This window comes from Streptomyces sp. NPDC001406, assembly GCF_042895285.1.
Lineage (GTDB): Bacteria > Actinomycetota > Actinomycetes > Streptomycetales > Streptomycetaceae > Streptomyces.
In genome coordinates, this window is sequence record NZ_JBIAWG010000022.1 from 49942 (window position 1) to 68278 (window position 18337).

The window sequence follows — 18337 nt, forward strand, 5'->3', positions numbered from 1 at the left end:
ACGGAAAGACGATGATGGAAAGCAATCGGGGGCACTTGCTCCCCATCTACGTCCTGGCCGACGAGTCGGGCTCGATGACCGAGCACATAGACGACCTCAACGACGGTCTGCGCTCACTGCACCAGGCGCTGCTCGGCGAGCCGATGGCCGCGGCCAAGGTGCGCTTCTCGGTCCTGGGCTTCTCGGACGACGTGGTCGAACGGGTCCACCTGGTCGACCTGCGCAGCGCCAATGAGTTCCCGCTGCTGCGCACCCGCGGCATGACCAGCTACCTCGCCGCCTTCGAGGACCTGATCAACCGCATCCCGGGCGATGTCAACGCCCTCAAGAGCGAGGGCTACCAGGTGCACCGGCCCGCCGTGTTCTTCCTCAGCGACGGGCTGCCCAACCACGGTGAGGACTGGCAGGACGCGCACCGCAGGCTCACCGACCGCTCGGTCACGCTCGGCGCGCCGAACATCATCGCGTGCGGCATCGTGGACGCCGACGCGCAGACCATCAACCAGGTGGCCACGGAACCGCAGTTCGGGTTCGTCGCCAACAAGGGCGTCGATGTGGGCGGTGCCATCGCGAAGTTCTGCACCGCCCTCACCAAGAGCGTGATCTCCTCAGGTCGTTCGCTGGGCTCGGCGTCCCCGCAGCTGGTGGTCGACAAGCCGGAAGGCTTCACCGTCGCGATCGATGTGATCTGACGTGACCTGGTTCCCCAACCGGCACCCCGACGACGACCGGGAGGGGCAGCGGCCCGTGCCGCCGCCTCCCCGGCCCGCGCCCGAGCTGTACCCGCAGCAACCGGCCGAGTCCTACGACCGGCCGGAACCGGCGGGCTCCTACGCCCACGACTGGCAGCCGGGCCGGCCGTGGCCGCCCGTCGCCCAGCCCGCCCAGTCGCCCGCGCACCCCGCCCCGGCGCCGGCTTCCCCTCCCCGGTCGGACGCCTTCGCCGAGGGATGGCAGACGATCAGCGTGGACGGCGCCGTTCCCGAGTTCGACCCGAGACCGCCGATCGGCGCCCTGTCGTACCGCCCCGACACCGTCTGCGACGGCTGGTCCACCGAGGCGCTCGACCTGCGGCTCGCCTCGGTGCGCGGCTACGCCCACCGGGCCGAGGGCCGGCCGCGGGAGGACGACGCGGCCGCGGCCTGGGACGAGCACACCCGCACCGTGGTGTTCGCCGTCGCCGACGGTGTCTCCGACGCCCGCCAGCCGCACATCGGCTCCCAGCTCGCCTGCCGCAGCGCGGTCGACGAGATGCTCGCCCAGGTGCGCGCGAGCGGCGGGCTCGTCACCGACTGGCCCAAGCTGCTGAGCACCGTCCACTGGCAGCTGCGGGTGCAGGCCCGCCGGCTGCTCCACCAGGAGGACGCCACCGTCGACGAGACGGCCGACCTGCTGGCCACCACCCTGGTCGCCGGGGCGGCCACGCCCACCCCGGCGGGGGTACGGGTGGCGCTGGTGTCGGTCGGCGACTCCGGGGTGTGGCTGATCAAGAACCGGAGTCTGTATCCGCTCCAGGGCGGCAAGGCGGTCGGCGCGGACGGCCTGGTCTCCTCCGCCGTACGGCCCATGCCCTACGTGCCAGCCGAGGTCGTCCCGTTCGAGTACGTCCTGGAGCCGACCGGTGTGCTGCTGATCGGCACGGACGGATTCGGCGACCCGGTCGGCGACGGGCGGGGCGTGGTGGCCCAGCTGTTCTGCCGTGAACTGGAACGCCCGGTACCGCCGTTGGGCTTCGCCCATCTGCTCGACTTCTACCGGGAGACCTTCGACGACGACCGCACGCTGGTCGCCCTGTGGCCGCGCGGGGGCGCGGCGGGGGGCCCGCGATGAGCGAGGTCACGGTGCCCTGGGTACTGCCGGACAAGCTGGGCACCTACACCGCGCACAAGCTGGGCGACGGCGGGCAGGGCATCGTGTACGGGGTGCCCGACCCGCCGGGCAAGTTCGCGGGCGAGTATCTGGCGTACAAGGAGTACCGGCCCACGGAGGCGTACGACAGCGACGTCCTGTACGACATGGTCTGCTTCCGCCAGCGGCTGTCCACGGCCGACCGCGCCTATCTGGACGAGCGGCTGACCTGGCCGCTCGCCCTGGTCTACCTGGGCGACACCCCGACGGACCCCCGCCCGTCGCGCAACCCGCGCAGCAGGGTGGTCGGCTTCCTCATGCGGCGCGTGACCCAGGACTACGAACTGCGCATGCCGGGCGGCGAGGTGAAGCTGCAGGCGCTGGAGTTCCTGCTCAACCCGGACGGCTATATGACCCGGGTCGGCCTGTACGTCGACGACGCGCACCGCGTGGAGCTGCTGCTCGACCAGGCCCGCACCCTCGACTGGCTGCACCGGCGCGGGGTGACGGTGGGCGACCTCTCGCCGAAGAACGTCCTGTTCACCCTGCGGGGGCAGGCCCGCTGCCGGTTCATCGACTGCGACTCGATGCGCTACACCGGCAAGGACGTGCTCAAGCAGGTGGAGACCACCGGCTGGGAGGTGCCGGAGCCGGAGAAGGCCACGGTCGCCTCGGACTCCTGGAAGTTCGGTCTGCTCGCCGCGCGGGTGTTCAACCGGGACCAGGACAGTCCCGACCTCGGCCCGCTGCGGGCCGTGTCCACCGAGCTCGCCCAGCTCGCCAGCCTCGCCCAGAACCGGGACCCGCAGCGACGGCCGCCGATGTCCGAGTGGCTGACCAGGCTGGAGCTGGCGCACAACCGGGTCAAGCGCACCCGGCGCGCCACGGCGCACACCACTCAGCCGCCGGCCCCGAACCCGACGCCCGCGGGCCCCTACCGGCCCCAGCCGCAGCCGGCGCCCCCTCCCCAGGGGTTCACCTTCCCCGCCCAGCCTCAGCCGCGCCGCCCGGCCCGGAGCGGCTCGACGGGCAACAGGGTGGCCGGCTGGCTGCTGGGCGCGGTCCTGGTGGGCGGCCTCGTCGGCTATGCGGCGACCCATATGGACTCCACGGGCGCCTCGGCGTCACCGTCCGCGGGCGGGCCCTCGGCGACGGCCACCGGTGACGTCCACACCAGCGGTGACTCGGACACCGGCGTCAGCACCCCGGACTCCGGCGAGGACACCCCGTCCGACCGGGCCGTGGCCCCCGGAGCCACCGTCGACTACTCGCAGGTCGCGGACGACCCCGAGGCCGAGGACGTGGCCGCCATGTTCGCCCGCTTCTTCGGCGCGATCAACAAGCACGACTACGACACGGCCCTGGACCACTACGACCCCGGCACCTCGGTGGTGAACCTCGGCTCCAAGTCGGCCCGGAACCAGTGGAAGGACGTCATGTCCACCACCCAAGACAGCGACTTCGTCCTGAGCGACCTGTCCTCGGACGGTACCTACACGCTGGCCACCGTGAACTTCACCAGCCACCAGGACGCCGGATACGGCCCCGCCTCCAGCCCGTCCGACACCTGTGACCAGTGGACGGTCACCTATCAGCTGACCGACTCGAACGGCTACCGGATCTACAAGGCGCCGAGGGACGGGGTGAGTTACACCTCCTGCTGACCCTCACCCGCCGAAGGCCTGCGCCTTCAGCTGATCCACCGACCGGACCGACAGATGCTGACGCCCCGTCACGATAAAGCCCTGGGCCCGCCATTGCTCCAGCACACGGCTCACCGTGCGCCGGGAGGTCAGCAGCAGGCCGGCCAGGTCGTCCTGGGACAGGGCGAGGGCGAGACGGCGGCCGGTGCCGTCCGGCTCCGGCATGCCGCACCGCTCCACGAGGTCGAGCAGGAGCGCGGCGAGCCGGGCGGGCACCGGCTCGGTGATGCCGACGCGCTGGAGATCGGCCTCGCGCAGCCGCCGCGACAGGGTCTGTTCCAGGGCGGCGGCAATGCCCGGCCGGGCGCGGGCGAGCACGTGGAAGCGGGTGGCGGGCAGCTGCAGCAGTTCGGCCGGAGTCGCCGTGACGAGCGAGGCCGAGCGCCGCCCGCTCTCCATCGAGGCCTGTTCGCCGAGGAGTTCACCGGGACCGCGCAGCGCGAGCAGGGCCCGATATCCGGCGTGCGACTGGGCGATCACCTTGACCCAGCCGCGCACCAGCACGACCAGATGGTCCGAGTCCTCGCCCTGCGTCAGGAACTGCCGCTCGGCCTCCACCACGACCCGGGTCGCCGCCCGGAGCAACGCGGCCCGGTCATCGGCGTGGAGCGCCTCCCAGAAGGGGGCGGGGCGAAGAGCCACGGCGGTCAGCCAGGCGGCCGCACGGCCAGGGACCCGAGCGCGGACGACCGCCGCACCCACCGTCTCCCGACCCGTATCGAACCCGTCTTCGTCACGCCCCGTCCTCCCGTCCTCGGGCCACCGTACCGGGACCCCACCAGTGTGACCCGAATCAGACGTCGCTCGCCCACTCCCGGAGCGCGGCCCTGCTCTCGAAGGCGGCGACGTTCTTGTCGTGCGGATCGCTGGTGTACTGGTGGAAGAGCCACTTGGCCTTGATGCGGGGCTTGCCCGCGGTGACGTAGTCGGCGATCCAGAGGCCGTCACCGGCGTACGAGGTGACGTCGACGTCCAGCCAGTAGTTCCGGTTGGTGTACAGCACGACCTTGTTGTGCGGCCGGAGTTCCTTGACCTTCCGGATGAACAGGTCCTTCTCCGCGTTGCTCGCGTGCGTTCCGTCGCTCGTCGTCTCCCAGTCGACGGCGAGGATGTCGCCCGCCCGCTCGGGGGCGTGCCTGACGAAGTACTCGGCCTGCGCGGTGAGATGGCCGGGCCACAGGAAGTGGTAGAAGCCGACGACCAGTCCGGCGTCACGGGCGGTCTTGGTCTGGGCGGTGAGCCTCGGGTTGATGTACGAACGCCCCTCCGTCGCCTTGATGAAGGCGAAGGAGAGGCCGTCCGTGTCGTACGAGGCGGACTGGAACGCGCTCACGTCGATGCCGTGCAGCATGCGGAACTCCCTGAAGTGCCAGTGGGGTGACAGGAGCTGATGTGTTGTCAGTCCCACCTTTGCACGCGTGATCCGTTCGCGCGCCTGGATTGTCAGCTCCGGGTCGTCACCGACCCCAGTACCGTGGCCGACTTGGCCGACCAGTCGGAGGTGATCACGCTCGCGTGGTCCCCCGCCAGCAGCGACAGCCGGGCGGCGACCTCCGCGTCCGTGGGGGCGGTCGACGAGATCGCCGGGGGTACGCCGTCCGCTCCCGTCATGATCAGGAAGTAGTGGTTCGTGGCGTAGAAGGACGTGTCGTAGGCGTTGTTCACATAGGTCGCCGCGTCACCGTCGAAGAACACGAACCAGGGGCGGATCGAGGCGTCGTAGCGGCTGGTGCGCGGGTCGCCGTTCGCCGCGCCGAGCACCGCCGGGAAGGCCTGGGCCGCCGAGATGTTCCCGGCCGCGTACAGGTCGCGGAGATGGTCGCCGTACTCCTCGTCCGTCCAGTAGCTGTCGAAGGGGTTGGCCTGCTCGACCGTGCCCGGGATCAGCTCGAAGAGGAACTTGCCCTTGAGCGCGTCACGAGCGGGCCAGGCGTTCGCCCTCGACGCCGCGTCGAGCGTGGAGTAGTCCGAGCCCAGCAGGTCGGACGGCTTGTAGACGCTGCTGCCCAGCTTCTGCGACACCAGTGCGTCGAAGGCGGCCGGGCCCATGCCCGCCCTGCCGTTGAAGCCCACCTTCATCTCCACCTTGAACACGATGGGCGGGTGGTCCGGGTGGAGCTGGTTCCAGGCCGCGATGTTGTCCAGGCAGGAGCCGAAGTCCTGGTTGCGGGCCTTGCTGTACAGCTCGCCCGGGGTCTTCGCGGCCTCGCAGTTGTTGTCGTTCCCCAGCGGGTTGCTGTGGCTGACCCGCCAGCGGTGCGTGAGGCTGTCGACGTAGACGTCGAGTTCGAGCAGCGAGGCGCCGGAGTCCAACGCCTGGGCGAAGTAGGTGTACTTGGCCTTGTCGTACGCGTTGTGCGTGCCGATGGCCGTCGTCTCGGAGAACTTCGGCGCCGCCGCGCGGGCGTTCGCCGGAACTGCCAGCAGCAGGGCGGCGGCACCCAGCAGCGCCGCCGCCCGTCTCACCACACCAACCGAGCGCACGTGTCAACTCCCCTTCGTCGTCGCCGAGTTGGCGGCAGCGTAGGGGAATGCGATTACTGCCCGGTAGCCCCGGGAGGAACATCAAAAAGAGGAGAGGGGGCCGGTCGTCTGCCGGCCCCGAGCGATGCTTTTACAGACTTGCTGGCAAGTGTTAAATTCGTAGCCATGCCCAAGGTTCCCACCGCGCAGCTCGTGCTCGACGCCGCCTACCGCTGCTTCTGTCGCAACGGGTACCGCCGCACCACGATCACCGACATCGTCGAAGAGGCACAGCTGTCGCGCCCGACCGTCTACAAGTACGTCGGGACCAAGGAAGACGCAGTCACCAAGGTCGTCCAGTCCCTGCTGGAGCAGGCCCTCGGTGCGGCGCGGGCGGCGGCCTCCGCCCCGGGCACGCCCGAGGAGCAGGTCCTCGCCGTGCTCACGGTGAAGCTGGAGGTCGCCATCCGGCTGTGGCACGACAGCCCCGCACACGCCCAGGAACTGCTGTCGGCCGCCACCGCCCAGGCGCCCGACCTGGTCACCGACTACACCGACGGCCTGGCCGGGCTCCTGACATCGGCCCTGGCGGACGTCGTCCCGGACGCCGCGCGGCAGGCCGCCGCCGTCCTGCTCACCTTCACCCGGGGCCTGGAGGACGAGCTGCGCGACGCCGACGCCGTCCGCCGCGAACTCCGGGCCGGCGTGCAGATGATCACTCGCGGGGCACTCGCCCGCCCCGCACCGTCCCCGGCCTGACCCACCGGCAGGCCACAGGCGAAAGGACCACGATGAGCAGCACCGCCCCCACGTACTACCGTGACCAACAGGCCTGGCGCGACCTGCAGGAGTTCCTGCCCTCCCGGCTGCGCCTGACCGGCGCCACCGCGCCGGAGGAGGAGTTCTGGGACTGGCGCGGACACCGCGTCCACCTCGACCGCTACCGCGATCCCGGGGCGAGGGCGAAGGTCGTCCTGCACCACGGCGTGGGCACCAACGGCCGCCAGATGTCCCTGATCCTGGGCGCCCCGCTGGCCCGGCGCGGCTTCGAGACCGTCGCCCTGGACAACCTCGGCTACGGCCTCACCCAGGTCAAGGCCGGCACCACCCCGTCCTACGACGACTGGGTCGATCTGGTCGTCGACTTCCTCGCCCACGAGCGCTCCCGCGACGACCGCCCGGTCGTGCTCTACGGCCTCAGCGCGGGCGGCATGCTCGCCTACCACGTCGCCGCGAAAGCCCCCCGCTCCACCCTGGCCGGCCTCGTCGGCATGACCTTCATCGACCAGCGCAGCCAGCAGGTACGCGACGAGACCGCCCACGACAGGCTCACCGCCCGCACGGGCGGCGCGCTCATGGGTCTGCTGGCCAGGACCCCGGCCGCCTCCCTGAAGTACCCGATGAGCCTGGCCTGCAAGATGTCGGCCCTGGCCAACGACCCGGCCGCCATGAAGGTCTTCATGAAGGACCGCACCTCCGCCGGCAACCGGGTCAGCTTCCGCTTCCTGGGCAGTTACCTGAGCTATGCCCCGGCGGTCGAACCCGAGGACTTCGACGCCTGCCCGGTCCTGCTGACCCAGCCCGCCGAGGACCGCTGGACCCCGCTCCATCTGAGCCGGCCCTTCCTGTCCCGCATCACCAAGGTCCCGGTCGACACCGTCATGCTCGACAACGCCGGCCACTACCCCCTCGAGGAGCCGGGGCTGACGCAGATGCAGGACACCATCGCCGACTTCGTCACCAAGCACGCCGCCTGACCCGGCACGCCGCCTACCGCGGCACCTGCCCTAGCACTCGATGATGTTCACGGCCAGCCCGCCCCGGGCCGTCTCCTTGTACTTGACGGACATGTCCGCGCCGGTGTCCTTCATGGTCTTGATGACCTTGTCCAGGGACACCTTGTGGGAGCCGTCGCCGCGCATCGCCATACGGGCGGCCGTGACCGCCTTGACCGCGGCCATGCCATTGCGCTCGATGCACGGGATCTGGACCAGGCCGCCGACCGGGTCGCAGGTCAGGCCGAGGTTGTGCTCCATGCCGATCTCGGCCGCGTTCTCGACCTGCTCGGGGCTGCCGCCGAGGACCTCGGCGAGGGCGCCCGCGGCCATCGAGCACGCGGAGCCGACCTCGCCCTGGCAGCCGACCTCGGCGCCGGAGATGGAGGCGTTCTCCTTGAAGAGCATGCCGATGGCACCGGCGGCCAGCAGGAAGCGGACCACACCGTCCTCGTCGGCGCCGGGGATGAAGTTGATGTAGTAGTGCAGCACCGCGGGGATGATGCCCGCCGCGCCGTTCGTGGGGGCGGTCACCACACGGCCGCCGGCCGCGTTCTCCTCGTTCACCGCCATCGCGTAGAGCGTGATCCACTCCATCGCGTGCGCCAGCGGGTCGCCCTCGGCACGCAACTGGCGGGCGGTGACGGCCGCCCGGCGCTTGACCCGCAGCCCGCCCGGCAGGATGCCCTCGCGGGTCATACCGCGGGACACGCACGCCTGCATCACGCGCCAGATCTCCAGCAGGCCTTTGCGGATCTCCTCCTCGGTGCGCCAGGCCCGCTCGTTCTCCAGCATCAGCGCGGAGATCGACAGACCCGTCTCCTTCGTCAGACGCAGCAGCTCGTCGCCCGTGCGGAAGGGGTACTTCAGAACCGTGTCGTCCAGCTTGATCCGGTCGGCGCCGACCGCTTCCTCGTCGACGACGAAGCCGCCGCCCACCGAGTAGTACGTCTTCGAGAGCAACTCCGTCCCCTCGGCGTCGTACGCCCACAGGGTCATGCCGTTCGCGTGGTACGGCAGCGCCTTGCGGCGGTGCAGCTTCAGGTCGTCGTCGAAGGAGAACGCGATCTCGTGCTCGCCGAGGAGACGGATGCGCCCGCCCGATTTGATCTGTGCCACCCGGTCGTCCGCCGTCTCCACGTCCACCGTCCGCGGAGACTCGCCCTCCAGGCCCAGCAGCACCGCCTTGGGCGTGCCGTGGCCGTGGCCCGTGGCGCCGAGGGAGCCGTACAGCTCGGAACGTATGGAGGCGACGGACTCCAGCACGCCCTCATTGCGCAGCCGGCGGGCGAACATGCGTGCCGCGCGCATCGGCCCCACCGTGTGGGAGCTGGACGGGCCGATGCCGATCGAGAACAGGTCGAAGACCGAGATGGCCACGGTGACTCCTCAGTACGGGGGTGGTGCGAAGGGATGGGGCACCGCGCCCACGGAAGAAACGTGCGCTTCCAGTGTGCGCGGTGCCCGCGCCGGGGTGAACTACTTGGAGAGCCCCGGGTACAGCGGGTGCTTGTCGGCCAGGGCCTTGACCCGGGCCTTCAGGGCCTCCGCGTCGTAGGACGGCTTCAGCGCCTCGGCGATCACATCCGCGACCTCGGCGAAGTCCTCGGCCGCGAACCCGCGGGTCGCCAGGGCCGGCGTACCGATCCGCAGACCGGAGGTCACCATGGGCGGACGCGGGTCGTTCGGGACCGCGTTCCGGTTGACCGTGATGCCGACCTCGTGGAGGCGGTCCTCGGCCTGCTGACCGTCCAGCTCGGACTCGCGCAGGTCGACCAGGATCAGATGCACATCGGTGCCGCCGGTCAGGACGTTGACCCCGGCCTCGCGGGCGTCGGCCGCGGTGAGCCGTTCGGCGAGGATCCGCGCGCCCTCGACCGTACGGCGCTGGCGCTCCTTGAAGTCCTCCGAGGCGGCGACCTTGAAGGAGACCGCCTTGGCCGCGATCACGTGCTCCAGGGGACCGCCCTGGAAGCCCGGGAAGACGGAGGAGTTCAACTTCTTCGCGAAGTCCTTCTTGGCGAGGATGATGCCGCCGCGCGGGCCGCCGAGCGTCTTGTGGGTGGTGGAGGTGACGACATCGGCGTACTCGACCGGGTTCGGGTGCAGACCCGCCGCGACCAGACCGGCGAAGTGCGCCATGTCGACCCACAGATACGCCTCGACCTCGTCGGCGATCCGGCGGAACTCGGCGAAGTCCAGCTGCCGCGGGTACGCCGACCAGCCCGCGATGATCACCTTCGGGCGGTGCTCCTTGGCGAGCCGCTCGACCTCGGCCATGTCGACCAGGCCGGTCTCGTCCACGTGGTAGGCGACCACGTCGAACTGCTTGCCGGAGAAGTTCAGCCGCATGCCGTGGGTCAGGTGACCGCCGTGCGCCAGGTCCAGACCGAGGATGGTGTCGCCGGGCTTGGCCAGTGCGAAGAGCGCGGCCTGGTTGGCCGAGGCGCCCGAGTGCGGCTGCACATTGGCGTACTCGGCGCCGAACAGCTCCTTGACCCGGTCGATGGCGATCTGCTCGGCGACGTCGACGTGCTCGCAGCCGCCGTAGTAGCGGCGGCCCGGGTAGCCCTCGGCGTACTTGTTGGTGAGTACCGAGCCCTGGGCCTCCATGACCGCGACCGGAGCGAAGTTCTCCGAGGCGATCATCTCCAGGGTGGACTGCTGGCGCAGCAGCTCGGCGTCGACCGCGGCGGCCACGTCCGGGTCGAGTTCGTGCAGGGGCGTGTTCAGGACGGACATACGTCTACGACTCCTCAGCCGGCGGTGTGGGCCACGTACTCGTCGGCGGAGAGCAGGTCGGCCGGCTCGTCCGTGACGCGTACCTTGAACAGCCAGCCGCCCTCGAAGGGGGCCGAGTTCACCAGGGAGGGGTCGTTGACGACGTCCTCGTTGACCTCCGTGACCTCACCCGTGACCGGCGAGTACAGGTCGGAGACCGACTTCGTGGACTCCAGCTCGCCGCAGGACTCGCCCGCGGTCACCGTGGAGCCGACCTCGGGGAGCTGGGCGTAGACGACATCGCCGAGCGCGTTGGCCGCGAACTCGGTGATACCGACCGTCGAGACGCCGTCCTCGGCGCCCGACAGCCACTCGTGCTCCTTGCTGTAGCGCAGCTGCTGGGGGTTGCTCATGGCCTGAATTCTCCTGTACGCGGGGATGTGCTGATGACTGGGGGAGTACTGAAACCGCAGGTGAGCGGGGTGATGTGCCCGGCATCACAAGCGGGCGGGGCGAGGGCCCCGGTGATCAGTCTCTACTTCTGGCGCTTGTAGAAGGGCAGTGCCACGACCTCGTACGGTTCGTGGCTGCCGCGGATGTCCACGCCGACGCCCGCCGTACCGGGCGCGGAGTGCGCCGCGTCGACGTAGGCGATGGCGACGGGCTTGCCCAGCGTGGGAGAGGGGGCACCCGAGGTGACCTCGCCGATCACCGCGCCGCCGGCGACGACCGCGTACCCCGCGCGGGGGACCCGGCGCCCCTCGGCGACCAGGCCGACCAGGACGCGCGGCGGGTTCTGCTCGGCACGGGCGGCGGCCTCGGTGAGCGCCTCGCGCCCCACGAAGTCGCCCTCCTTCTCGAACTTCACCACCCGGCCGAGTCCGGCGTCGAAGGGTGTGAGGGAGGTCGTCAGCTCGTGCCCGTACAGCGGCATGCCCGCCTCCAGGCGGAGCGTGTCACGGCAGGACAGGCCACAGGGGACCAGACCGACGCCCTCGCCGGCCTTGGTCAGCGCCTGCCACAGCTCGACGGCGTGCTCCGGCTTCACGAACAGCTCGAAGCCGTCCTCGCCGGTGTAGCCGGTACGGGCGATCAGCGCGGGGACACCGGCGACGGTGCCGGGCAGGCCCGCGTAGTACTTCAGGCCGTCCAGGTCGGCATCGGTCAGGGACTTCAGGATGCCGGGGGACTCGGGGCCCTGGACGGCGATCAGGGCGTAGGCGTCGCGGTCGTCGCGGACCTCGGCGTCGAAGCCGGGCGAACGTTCCAGCAGCGCGTCCAGGACCACCTGGGCGTTGGAGGCGTTGGCCACGACCATGTACTCGGTCTCGGCCAGCCGGTAGACGATCAGGTCGTCCAGGATGCCGCCGTCGGCCTGGCAGATCATGGTGTAGCGGGCGCGGCCCACCCCGACGGAGGCGATGTTGCCGACGAGCGCGAAGTTCAGGAACTTCGCCGCCTCCGCACCGGTCACCGTGATCTCGCCCATGTGCGAGAGGTCGAAGAGTCCGGCCTTCGTGCGCACGGCGATGTGCTCGTCGCGCTCGGAGCCGTAACGCAGCGGCATGTCCCAGCCGGCGAAGTCGGTCATGGTCGCACCGAGCGAGCGATGCAGCGCATCGAGCGCGGTATGACGGAGTTCGGTACTGCTCATCGGTCGGTTGTCTCCCAAGGCGATGGGGTCCCCCCGCGCGAGCCGAATTCGAGCGTGGGGGAGGGCGAGGTCGTTCCTCCCCATCTGTCATCGGAACCTGAGAGGTTCGCCATGACCACCCCTGTCCGGGACGACCACGGCTTGCACCTTGGGTGGGGCCACCGTCACGGCGGCCCGCTTTTCAGATGTGCCTCGCCCGCGCGGTAACGGTGCCTGAGAGATTCAAGGGAGGGACTTGCTCCTTCGGCGCCCCGGCAGTGCTGCCGAGGACTCTCCCGCGCGGATTCAAACGGCCGGTATGCAGTTGGCGGCCACATCATTGCACGCCTCGCCCGCGCGCGGCAGGTCGGCTTCTGTAACCGGGCTGTGGCAGTACGCGCACGAAAACGCGAGACACCAGGCATTACCTTCTCTTTACACTCGACGGGCAGGGGAGCTCCGAGCCCAAGGGGAGGACGATCACGGTGAACAGGACCACGGCGTACGCCACGACCACGGGCATGGCACTGCCGAAGCGGGCCGCCGCCCCGGCCCGCGGACGCTGCGACGAGCGCCCGGCACCGGTCGTCCGCGATCTGCGCGACCGCGCCGGCCACAGCCCGCACGGCCTGCTCTTCGGCCCCGGCGACCTGGTCGTGATCACCGGCCTGCCCGGCAGCGGCAAGTCCACCCTGATGAGGCGTGCGGTCCGGGGTGCGCGCATCGACTCCCAGGACACCCGTGACCGCTGGGACGCCCGCATGCCCCGCCTCCTGCCGTACGCGGTCTACCGCCCCCTGGTCCGCCTCGCCCATTACGCCGGGCTGCGCCGCGCCCTGCGCTCGGGCGAGGGGGTCGTCGTGCACGACTGCGGTGCCCAGACCTGGGTGCGCGACTGGCTGGCCCGCGAGGCCCGCCGCCGTGGCGGCACCCTGCACCTGCTGCTGCTCGACGTCACCCCGGACACCGCGCTGGAGGGCCAGCGCGAGCGCGGCCGCGGTGTCTCCCGCTACGCCTTCCTGCGCCACCGTAGGGCCGCCGCCCGCCTCCTGCGCACGGTGGAGCGGGGCGAGCTGCCCCCGGGCTGCGGCTCGGCGGTGCTGCTGGACCGGGCCGCGGCGGACGTCCTGCACCGGATCGGCTTCGCGCGGTGAAGCCGGGTCGCCAGTACCCGCTAGCCTTTCCAGCCATACCAGTGGTTCCCAGCAGGCGGTAGGCAGATGGACTTCCCGGCGGACTTCCCTACGGACTTCCCGGCACAGGCGCACCCCCATCCGCACGGCGGATGGCCCGGCAACGAGCTGGAGGAGGTGCTGTCGGCGTCCCTCGGCGTGCCGTCGGCCGGCGCCCGGATCGTCGAGGTCCTGAGCCGCAGCTTCGTATGGATCCCGCTGCCCAACGGCGGCGGCCCGAACAGCGGTCCCCTGGATCTGCCCACGATGGAGATCGAGGGCCAGGTGTACGTCCCGGTGTTCAGCTCCGAGGAGCAGTTCCGCCAGGTCGCCGGCTCCCACATGTCGTACACCATCGCCCCCGCCGTGGAGTTCGCCCGCGGTCTGCCCCCGCAGGTCGGCCTCGCGATCAACCCGGACGGCGTGGTCGGCGTCCCGCTTCCGCCGGAGGCGGTCGCCGAGCTGTGCCGGGCGGGGCGCACCGAACTCGACGGCCCCTCTACCGGCGGCCGCGTCCGCCTCTTCGAACCCGACTGGCAGGACGACCCGGTCGACTTCCTCGCCGCGGCCTCGGCGGAGTTCGCCGGGACGGGTGTGGTCGCCACGGCCCGCCGCTGCCTGGCCGCGATCGAGACCGCGGACCCGGTGATGTTCGTGGGCGTCGAACTGTCCCAGTGGGAGGGCGACCTGCGCGCGCTCCCCCTGGAAGCCCTGGGCAGGGCCCTGGGGAAGGCCCCGGTGCGGTGGCCGGTCAACCTCGTACTGCTCGACGTGGCGGAGGACCCGGTGGGCCACTGGATGAGGGAGAACGTCAGGCCGTTCTATCAGCACGGCCACTGAAGCGTGCTTCGCCTACGCGCACCGGGTCTCGAGCCATCGGGCGCTTAAGCTGTTTCCATACGCGGGGCAACTTCTCGAAGGGGCGGTAAACCAGGTGAGCGCGAGCGGCAGCGGCACCGCGACCGGGCAGGTCGAGCACATGCTGCGGCAAGTCACGCCCGGGCGCTACGACGCCTACGAGGCACTGCTGCGCGCACTCGCGACCCCGTCCTCCGGCCAGGTCTGGATGCTCCTGTGGCACGGCCAGGGCGGCTCCCCGGACGCCCAGTACGGAAACATGGAGGTCGACGGGTACGGCTACGCCCCCTGCGTCACCTCCGCCCAGGAGCTGTCGGCCAGCGGCTGGAACAGATCGTACGAGGTCGTCGACGGCCTCGACGTGGCCCGCACGCTCTACCCCGACCACTACGGCCTCTGGCTGAACCCGCACGCGCCCGGCGGCGGCGTGGGCATCCCCTGGCTCGACCTGCGCCGCATCGCCACCGGCCTGGACCGCCAGCCGGCGGGCCCGCTGCGGCTGTCCGAACCGGCCATCGAGATCCCCCAGTTCTACGCCCTGCTCGCGCAGAACGCCCACCGCACCCCGGCGGTCCGCTCGCTGCGCCGGGCCTGGGTGCAGCCGGCGCTGGGGGCGCCGTACCTGGCCATCGGCCTGGACGTGTACGACACCTCCCCGCCCGCGGTCGACTCGGTGCGGGCGATGATGCAGCAGTCCGTCGGCGCGGTCCCGGACGGGCTGCCGGTGTCGACGGTGGCGATGACGGACGAGTACGACCCGGTCGTGATGTGGATGCGGGCCGGCGCCCGCCCCTTCTACGACCGCGAGGCGCACGCCGCTCCCGCCGCAGGCGGGGGCTACTGGGCCCAGCTGCCGCAGAGCGGAGCCTACTGAGCCCCGTGGCCAACTTCCGCAGGTATGTCCCTGTTTGTCGCTTTGGAGAGATCTTCGCGCGTAGATTTGGGTGAATTTTCGACTTTTGTTCACTCATGGGCGGTTTGACGGTGTCCGCCCCCAGCAACTGCCCGTCCGCATAACGGGTAACCACAGGCTGCATCACGGTTGCGCATCCATTCACCGCCAAGGCTGGCAACTGATCGCCGAAGCGTTGAAGACTCCCACTTCAAGGGGTTCGCCCCTGTGTACGACGGACTGATTGAGGCCGCTACCAGCGGCAAGTGCGGGCCGGCTACCGCCGGTTGAGAGGGGTCCCTGCCAGATGACGGCACCATTGCACGAGCCGACTGCGGAAGCGGCCCCGAGCGCGGCCGAAGAAGCGGCGGCTGCCGCTGCCGGCGACAAGGCCGTACAGGGACGTTCCCTGGGCCGGATCGCCTGGGAGCGCCTGAAGCGGGACAAACTCGCCCTCACGGGTGGGGTGGTCGTGCTTGCCCTCATCGCGCTCGCCCTGCTCGCGCCCGTGATCACCAACCTGCTCGGGCAGGACCCGGACGCCTACCACGAGAGCCTGATCGACCCGCTGTTCGGCACCCCCAAGGGGTCGCTGGGCGGCATCAGCGGAGACCATCTGCTGGGTGTCGAGCCGGTCAACGGCCGCGACATCTTCGCCCGCATCCTCTACGGTGCTCGGGTCTCGCTCCTGGTCGGCTTCCTGTCCGCCATGGTCGCCGTCGTTCTCGGCACCGTGCTGGGCATCCTGGCCGGCTTCTTCGGCGGCTGGGTGGACTCCCTCATCAGCCGCGTCATGGACGGTCTGCTGGCCTTCCCGCAGCTCCTGTTCACCATCGCCCTGGTCTCCGTCATGCCGAACGACATGCTCGGCCTGACCGGCTCCAGCGTGCGGGTGTTCGTGATGATCCTGGTCATCGGGTTCTTCGGCTGGCCGTACATCGGACGCGTGGTGCGTGGACAGACCCTCTCGCTGCGTGAGCGCGAGTACGTCGAGGCCGCCCGGTCGCTGGGCGCCGGGCGGTTCTACATCCTGTTCAAGGAACTGCTGCCCAACCTCGTCGCGCCCATCGTCGTGTACACGACGATGATGATCCCGACCAACATCCTCACCGAGGCGGCACTCAGCTTCCTTGGCGTAGGCGTCAAGCCGCCTACCGCCTCCTGGGGGCAGATGCTTTCGAGCGCGATCGACTACTACGAGTCGGACCCCATGTACATGGTGGTCCCGGGTGTGGCGATCTTCGTGACCGTTCTTGCCTTCAACCTCTTCGGCGACGGCGTGCGGGACGCGCTGGACCCGAAGGGCTCCCGCTGAACCGCCTTACCCCAAGCGTCCCGTGGCACTGCCACGGGGTCTCTCATCAAAATCCGGAGGATCCGAGATCGTGACTACCCAACGCACCTCAGGGCGGCGCAAGCAGGCGTTGGCCGCTGCTGCCGCGGTCGCCGCGCTGCTGACCACGGCGGCGTGCGGCGGCGGCAACAGCGATGACGGCGACAAGGGCTCGAAGACGGGCGCAGCCGGTTTCGACGCGGCCAACAACAAGGTTGCCCAGGCCGACCTCGCCAAGAAGGGCGGCACGCTGCGGTTCGGTGGAGCCCAGGACGCCGACTCGTGGGACACCACGCGCGGCTACTACGGCTTCATGTGGAACTTCGCGCGCTACTACAGCCGTCAGCTCGTCACGAACAAGACGGAGCCCGGCAAGGACGGCGCCACGCTGACCCCGGACCTCGCCACCGGTCTCGCCAAGGTCTCCGACGGCGGCAAGACCTACACGTACACCCTGCGTGACGGCGTCACCTGGGAAGACGGCAAGCCGATCACGTCCAAGGACATCAAGTACGGCATCGAGCGCGTCTGGGCGCAGGACGTGCTGTCCGGTGGTCCGGTCTATCTGAAGGACGTCCTCGACCCCAAGGGCGAGTACAAGGGCCCGTACAAGGACTCCGCCAAGGACAAGCTGGGTCTGAAGGCGATCGACACGCCGGACGACAAGACCATCGTCTTCCACCTCCCGAAGGCCAACTCGGACTTCGAGGAGATGCTGGCCCTGGTCTCGGCGTCCCCGGTCCGCCAGGACATGGACACCAAGTCCAAGTACGGTCTGCACCCGTTCTCCTCCGGCCCGTACAAGTTCGCTTCGTACAGCCCGGGCAAGGACCTCACCCTGGTCCGCAACGACAAGTGGAGCCAGGCCTCGGACCCGATCCGCAAGGCCTACCCGGACAAGATCACCGTTCAGTTCTTCTCGGACGCCAACCAGCTGGACCAGCGTCTGCTCAACGGTGACCTGGACCTGGACATCAACCAGACCGGCATGTCGCCGCAGGGCCGCACCACCGCCCTGAAGGAGCACAAGGCCAACCTGGACAACCCGGTCTCCGGTTACATCCGCTACGCGGTCTTCCCGCAGAGCGTGAAGCCGTTCGACAACATCGAGTGCCGCAAGGCCGTCATCCTGGGCGCCGACCACGTGTCGCTGCAGACCGCCCGTGGTGGCCCGGTCGCCGGTGGCGACATCGGCACCAACATGCTCCCGCCGTCCGTCGCGGGCGCCGAGGGCCAGAAGTACGACCCGTACAAGCTGGCCGCCGACAACAAGGCCGGCAACGAGGCCGACGCCAAGGCCGCGCTGAAGGCCTGTGGCAAGCCGAACGGCTTCAAGACCACCATCGCCGTCCGCAACAACAAGCCGGTCGAGGTGGCCACCGCCCAGTCCCTGCAGGCGTCGCTGAAGAAGATCGGCATCACCGCCGAGATCGACCAGTACGACGGTTCGCAGACCACCGGCATCATCGGCAGCCCTTCGAACGTGAAGAAGAAGGGCTACGGCATCATCATCATGGGCTGGGGTCCGGACTTCCCGTCCGTCCAGGGCTTCGGTCTGCCGCTGTGGGACAGCAAGTACATCCTGCAGAGCGGTAACTCGAACTACGCGCTGATCAAGGACAAGGCGATCGACGGCCTGTTCGACCAGTACGTCAACACGCTGGACGACGCGGGCAAGACCAAGATCTCCACGGAGATCAACCACAAGGTCATGGAGGGCGCGTACTACCTGCCCTTCGTCTTCGAGAAGTTCATCAACTGGCGCGGAGACAACCTGGCGAACGTGTACACCACCGACGGCTACAGCGGTATGTACGACTTCGTCAACCTCGGCCTGAAGTCAGCGAAGTAAACCCGGCACACCCGCCGAACGGCACGAAAGGCAGGTGAAGGCCGGCGACGCGTGATCGCGGGCCACCGGACGACCTCCGGTGGCCCG

At 69.9% G+C, this 18337-nt stretch carries 17 protein-coding genes and 1 riboswitch; of the genes, 10 read left to right on the plus strand and 7 right to left on the minus strand.

Features of this window, described 5'->3' with window-relative positions:
• The first annotated feature begins 11 nt into the window (after positions 1–11).
• The 3 genes from ACFY1J_RS39515 to ACFY1J_RS39525 are packed head-to-tail and all read left to right on the plus strand — an operon-like array spanning position 12 to position 3512.
• Entirely contained in the window at positions 12–692 is a 681-nt protein-coding gene (locus tag ACFY1J_RS39515; RefSeq protein ID WP_363301581.1) for a hypothetical protein, read from the plus strand.
• A gap of 1 nt (position 693) precedes the next feature.
• Positions 694–1830 carry a protein phosphatase 2C domain-containing protein gene (locus ACFY1J_RS39520; protein ID WP_390711998.1) on the plus strand — a complete coding sequence of 379 codons (1137 nt, stop codon included), beginning with the start codon at positions 694–696 and terminating at the stop codon, positions 1828–1830.
• Positions 1827–3512, plus strand: a complete 1686-nt coding sequence (locus ACFY1J_RS39525) for a hypothetical protein (RefSeq protein ID WP_390732922.1) — start codon at positions 1827–1829, stop codon at positions 3510–3512. Before ACFY1J_RS39520 ends, ACFY1J_RS39525 begins: the two co-directional genes overlap by 4 nt.
• Before the next feature lie 3 nt (positions 3513–3515).
• Here ACFY1J_RS39525 and ACFY1J_RS39530 read toward each other — a convergent pair whose 3' ends face one another.
• The 3 genes from ACFY1J_RS39530 to ACFY1J_RS39540 all read right to left on the minus strand — a co-directional run bounded on the left by ACFY1J_RS39530 (position 3516) and on the right by ACFY1J_RS39540 (position 6035).
• Positions 3516–4193, minus strand: a complete 678-nt coding sequence (locus ACFY1J_RS39530; protein WP_390732923.1) for a Crp/Fnr family transcriptional regulator — start codon at positions 4191–4193, stop codon at positions 3516–3518.
• 151 nt (positions 4194–4344) lie between these two features.
• Complete coding sequence (locus ACFY1J_RS39535) at positions 4345–4902, minus strand: GH25 family lysozyme (protein ID WP_390711995.1); 558 nt, start codon at positions 4900–4902, stop codon at positions 4345–4347.
• A gap of 92 nt (positions 4903–4994) precedes the next feature.
• Complete coding sequence (locus ACFY1J_RS39540) at positions 4995–6035, minus strand: phosphatidylinositol-specific phospholipase C domain-containing protein (RefSeq protein WP_390732924.1); 1041 nt, start codon at positions 6033–6035, stop codon at positions 4995–4997.
• 165 nt (positions 6036–6200) lie between these two features.
• Here ACFY1J_RS39540 and ACFY1J_RS39545 point away from each other — a divergent pair, with 165 nt between their 5' ends.
• Positions 6201–6773: a TetR/AcrR family transcriptional regulator gene (locus tag ACFY1J_RS39545; protein WP_390711993.1), complete on the plus strand. Its 573-nt coding sequence runs from the start codon at positions 6201–6203 to the stop codon at positions 6771–6773.
• Positions 6774–6805: 32 nt separating this feature from the next.
• A complete protein-coding gene (locus tag ACFY1J_RS39550; protein WP_390711992.1) occupies positions 6806–7771 on the plus strand; it encodes an alpha/beta hydrolase in 966 nt (321 codons plus the stop codon).
• Positions 7772–7801: 30 nt separating this feature from the next.
• Here ACFY1J_RS39550 and ACFY1J_RS39555 read toward each other — a convergent pair whose 3' ends face one another.
• From ACFY1J_RS39555 to gcvT, 4 genes are all read right to left on the minus strand, one after another.
• Positions 7802–9169, minus strand: coding sequence for an L-serine ammonia-lyase (locus tag ACFY1J_RS39555; protein WP_390711991.1), 1368 nt, complete (start codon positions 9167–9169; stop codon positions 7802–7804).
• Positions 9170–9268: 99 nt separating this feature from the next.
• Entirely contained in the window at positions 9269–10531 is a 1263-nt protein-coding gene (gene glyA, locus ACFY1J_RS39560) for a serine hydroxymethyltransferase (protein WP_390711990.1), read from the minus strand.
• A 14-nt stretch (positions 10532–10545) separates the two neighbouring features.
• Positions 10546–10923: a glycine cleavage system protein GcvH gene (gcvH, locus tag ACFY1J_RS39565; protein ID WP_390711989.1), complete on the minus strand. Its 378-nt coding sequence runs from the start codon at positions 10921–10923 to the stop codon at positions 10546–10548.
• Between the two features lie 122 nt (positions 10924–11045).
• Positions 11046–12164: a glycine cleavage system aminomethyltransferase GcvT gene (gene gcvT / locus ACFY1J_RS39570; RefSeq protein ID WP_390711988.1), complete on the minus strand. Its 1119-nt coding sequence runs from the start codon at positions 12162–12164 to the stop codon at positions 11046–11048.
• 191 nt (positions 12165–12355) lie between these two features.
• Positions 12356–12452, minus strand: a riboswitch (glycine riboswitch).
• 176 nt (positions 12453–12628) lie between these two features.
• Here gcvT and ACFY1J_RS39575 point away from each other — a divergent pair.
• The 5 genes from ACFY1J_RS39575 to ACFY1J_RS39595 all read left to right on the plus strand — a co-directional run bounded on the left by ACFY1J_RS39575 (position 12629) and on the right by ACFY1J_RS39595 (position 18250).
• On the plus strand, positions 12629–13297 hold the full coding sequence (locus ACFY1J_RS39575; protein WP_390711987.1) for an AAA family ATPase: 669 nt from the start codon (positions 12629–12631) through the stop codon (positions 13295–13297).
• Between the two features lie 66 nt (positions 13298–13363).
• Complete coding sequence (locus tag ACFY1J_RS39580) at positions 13364–14155, plus strand: enhanced serine sensitivity protein SseB (RefSeq protein ID WP_390711986.1); 792 nt, start codon at positions 13364–13366, stop codon at positions 14153–14155.
• Positions 14156–14249: 94 nt separating this feature from the next.
• Positions 14250–15047: an enhanced serine sensitivity protein SseB C-terminal domain-containing protein gene (locus ACFY1J_RS39585; protein ID WP_390711985.1), complete on the plus strand. Its 798-nt coding sequence runs from the start codon at positions 14250–14252 to the stop codon at positions 15045–15047.
• Between the two features lie 325 nt (positions 15048–15372).
• Positions 15373–16380 (plus strand): ABC transporter permease, encoded by a 1008-nt coding sequence (locus ACFY1J_RS39590; protein ID WP_390711984.1) that lies wholly within the window; start codon positions 15373–15375, stop codon positions 16378–16380.
• A gap of 70 nt (positions 16381–16450) precedes the next feature.
• A complete protein-coding gene (locus tag ACFY1J_RS39595; protein WP_390711983.1) occupies positions 16451–18250 on the plus strand; it encodes an ABC transporter substrate-binding protein in 1800 nt (599 codons plus the stop codon).
• Positions 18251–18337: the final 87 nt, after the last annotated feature.

Excerpts from the sequence above, each read along its gene's own strand:
- gcvH (WP_390711989.1), bottom strand. The coding sequence starts at position 10,923 with ATGAGCAACCCCCAGCAGCTGCGCTACAGCAAGGAGCACGAGTGGCTG.
- ACFY1J_RS39515 (WP_363301581.1), top strand. The coding sequence starts at position 12 with ATGATGGAAAGCAATCGGGGGCACTTGCTCCCCATCTACGTCCTGGCC.
- ACFY1J_RS39525 (WP_390732922.1), top strand. The coding sequence starts at position 1,827 with ATGAGCGAGGTCACGGTGCCCTGGGTACTGCCGGACAAGCTGGGCACC.
- gcvT (WP_390711988.1), bottom strand. The coding sequence starts at position 12,164 with ATGAGCAGTACCGAACTCCGTCATACCGCGCTCGATGCGCTGCATCGC.
- ACFY1J_RS39535 (WP_390711995.1), bottom strand. The coding sequence starts at position 4,902 with ATGCTGCACGGCATCGACGTGAGCGCGTTCCAGTCCGCCTCGTACGAC.
- glyA (WP_390711990.1), bottom strand. The coding sequence starts at position 10,531 with ATGTCCGTCCTGAACACGCCCCTGCACGAACTCGACCCGGACGTGGCC.
- ACFY1J_RS39545 (WP_390711993.1), top strand. The coding sequence starts at position 6,201 with ATGCCCAAGGTTCCCACCGCGCAGCTCGTGCTCGACGCCGCCTACCGC.
- ACFY1J_RS39590 (WP_390711984.1), top strand. The coding sequence starts at position 15,373 with ATGACGGCACCATTGCACGAGCCGACTGCGGAAGCGGCCCCGAGCGCG.
- ACFY1J_RS39550 (WP_390711992.1), top strand. The coding sequence starts at position 6,806 with ATGAGCAGCACCGCCCCCACGTACTACCGTGACCAACAGGCCTGGCGC.
- ACFY1J_RS39580 (WP_390711986.1), top strand. The coding sequence starts at position 13,364 with ATGGACTTCCCGGCGGACTTCCCTACGGACTTCCCGGCACAGGCGCAC.